Below are 3,080 nucleotides of genomic sequence, written 5' to 3' on the forward strand. Positions count from 1 at the left end.
CCGACGTGTAGATCACGTACGCCAAAGCATCCGCGGCGATCCCCACCGGCTCCGACAACGCCGCCGCGGCCACCAACGGATCATCCACCGCCACCATCGGCACCCGCCCGGCCGGCAGATCATCCAAGACCTCATCCACGCCCAACACCAGCATCGCCCGGCTATCCGCCAACATGAACGCGATCCGCTCGACCGGCAGCTGCGCATCCACCGGCAGGTACGCCGCCCCCGCCTTCCACACCGCCACCATCGCCGTGATCATCTCCAGACCCCGCGGCAGACACAACGCCACCACCGAGTCCGGACCCACCCCCTGCGACCGCAGGTAGGTTGCCAACCGGCCAGCCCGCTGGTCCAACTGCGCGTACGTCAACCCGACACCACCAGCGGTCACCGCCACCGCGTCCGGCGTCCGGTCCACCCACCGACCGAACAACTCCACCACCGACCCGCCACCGGCCGGCACCGCCGTGTCATTCCACCCACGCAACACCAGATCCCGCTCCGCGGCATCCAACACATCCACCGCATGCACCCGCACACCCGGCGACCCCGTCACCACCTCCACCACCCGCACGAACAACCCCGCGAACCGAACCGCCGTCGCCTCATCGAACAGATCCGCGGCGACCGTGATCCCGCCCCGCACCCCGGCCGCAGCACCGTGGGCGTCGAACGCCTCGGCCGCCGTCACCCACAGGTCGAACTTCGCCGCATCGGCAGCCACCCGGTCGGATGCCGCGCCCTTGCCGATCCGGACGCCCGGCAACTCCAGTGCGGCGGAAACGGTGTTCTGCATGGTCAGAACCGTCTGCACGAGCGGATGCCGGGCCAGCGACCGGGCCGGCGACAGCTCCTCCACCAGCCGCTCGAATGGCACGTCCTGATGCACCAGCGCACCCAGAGTCGTCTCCCGCACCCGCGCCAGGACCTCCCGGAACTCCGGATCACCCGAAAGATCCGTACGGATCACCAGGGTGTTCAGGAAGAAGCCGACGAGGTCGTCCAAGGCCTCGTCGCTACGGCCGGCGACCGGTGAACCGATCGGGATGTCCACGCCCGCGCCCAGCCGCGACAGCAGCACGGCCAGCGCCGCCTGCAACACCATGAAGGACGTGACGCCCTCGGCCCGTGCCAGGTCCACGAGGCGCTGATGTGCCTCGGCGGGCAGCTGCCACGACGCGCCGTAGCCCTGGTGGCTCGCGACGATCGGTCGCGGCCGGTCGTACGGGAGCGGGAGCTCTTCCGGCAAGCCGTCCAGCGTCTGTCGCCAGTAGTCCATCTGTTTCGACAGCAGGCTCTCCGGACTGCCGTCGTCGCCCAGCAGGTCACGCTGCCACAGCGCATAGTCCGCGTACTGCACCGGCAACGGCACCCACTCCGGCACCTCGCCGCGCAGCCGGGCCGTGTACGCCGTCGTCACGTCACGCGTCAGCGGGCCCATCGACCAGCCGTCCCCGGCGATGTGGTGGACCACCAGCACCAGCAGGTGCTGGGCCGGCCCGGCGCCGTCGGGAGCCGTGTCCGGGCGGAAGAGCGCGGCCCGGATCGGCACCTCCACCGCCAGGTCGAACGCGTACCGCACCGCCTGTCCGACCGCGTCGACCGCGCCCTCGGTACTGACCTCGGCGACTGTCAGGCTCCAGTCCAGCTCCGTCATGTCGACGACGTGCTGGTACGGCTCTCCGTTCTCGCTGGGGAACACCGTACGCAACGACTCGTGCCGGGCGATCACGTCCCGCAACGCGAGTTCCAACGCCGCCGCGTCGACATCACCATCGAGCCGCAGCACCGTCGAGATGTTGTACGTCGCGCTCGGACCCTCCAACTGCGCCAGGAACCACAACCGGCGCTGCGCGAACGACAACGGCACCCGCTCCGGCCGCTGCGCCACCGCCCGCAACACCGGCCGGACCCGATCGGCGCCGTTCCTGGCCAGCCACTTCGCCAGCTCCGCGGCGGTCGGTGCCTCGAACAGCACCCGCAGCGGCACCTCCACGCCCAGCAGGACCCGGATGCGAGAGACCAGCCGCGCCGCAAGCAGCGAATGCCCGCCCAGCTGGAAGAAGCTGTCCTCCGCGCCCACCGTGTCCAAACCGAGGATCTGCGCGAAGGCCGCGCACAGCAGCTCTTCCTGTACGGTCTGCGGGCCTCGGCTCGAGCCGGTGGCGTTCGTGTACTCCGGCGCCGGTAGCGCCTTGCGGTCAACCTTGCCGTTGGCGTTCAGCGGGAGCTCCGGCAGCACCATGACCGTGGCCGGCACCATGTACTCCGGCAGCCGGGTGGCGACGTGCTCCAGCAGCCCGGCGACGTCTGTATCCGCGACCACATAGGCGACGAGGCGGTCGACCCGGGACACCACGACTGCCTGCTCCACACCCGGGTACGAGCGCACCGCGGCCTCGACCTCGCCCGGCTCGATCCGGAACCCACGGATCTTCAGCTGATCGTCGGCCCGGCCCAGGAACACCAGTCGCCCGTCCGGCGTCCACTTGGCGACGTCGCCGGTGCGGTACATCCGCTCGCCGTCACCGTACGGACACGCCACGAATCGTTGGGCGGTGAGCCCGGAGCGGCCGACGTAGCCTCGGGCGACGCCGGTTCCTGCCACGTACAGCTCACCGGCGACGCCGGCCGGCACCGGTGCCAACCCGTCGTCGAGGACGAATAGTCGGGTGTTCGTGATCGGTGTGCCGATCACGGGATCGTCGCCCGGCAGCAGCGGAAGCGACATCGACGCGCACACGGTCGTCTCGGTCGGGCCGTAGGCGTTGAAGAAGCGCCGATCGGCGGCCCACCGGTCGACCAGCCCCTGGTCAAGTGCCTCACCGGCCGACACCACGGTGGTCAGCGACGGTGCTTCGTCGGGGTTCAGCACGGCCAGCGCGGCCGGCGGCGACGTGAGGTGGGTGACCTCGTTCCGGGCCAGTACCTCGACCAGGCCGTCGCCCGGAACCAGCTCCCGCGCCGGGGCGACCACGAGGGCCGCGCCCGAACACAGGGCCATCAGCAACTCCCATGTCGCGGCGTCGAACCCGACCGCCGCGAACTGCAGAACCCGGTCGCCCGTACCCACCCCG

General features: G+C 70.6%; 1 protein-coding gene. It reads right to left on the minus strand.

Annotated elements, in window-relative coordinates; all coding sequences use genetic code 11:
* The coding region (locus ACFP2T_RS45815) for a condensation domain-containing protein (RefSeq protein WP_377433784.1) at positions 1 to 3,080 on the minus strand (3,080 nt) is incomplete at both ends.

Origin of the sequence: Plantactinospora solaniradicis, assembly GCF_042658085.1 — a bacterium.
Classification (GTDB): domain Bacteria; phylum Actinomycetota; class Actinomycetes; order Mycobacteriales; family Micromonosporaceae; genus Plantactinospora; species Plantactinospora solaniradicis.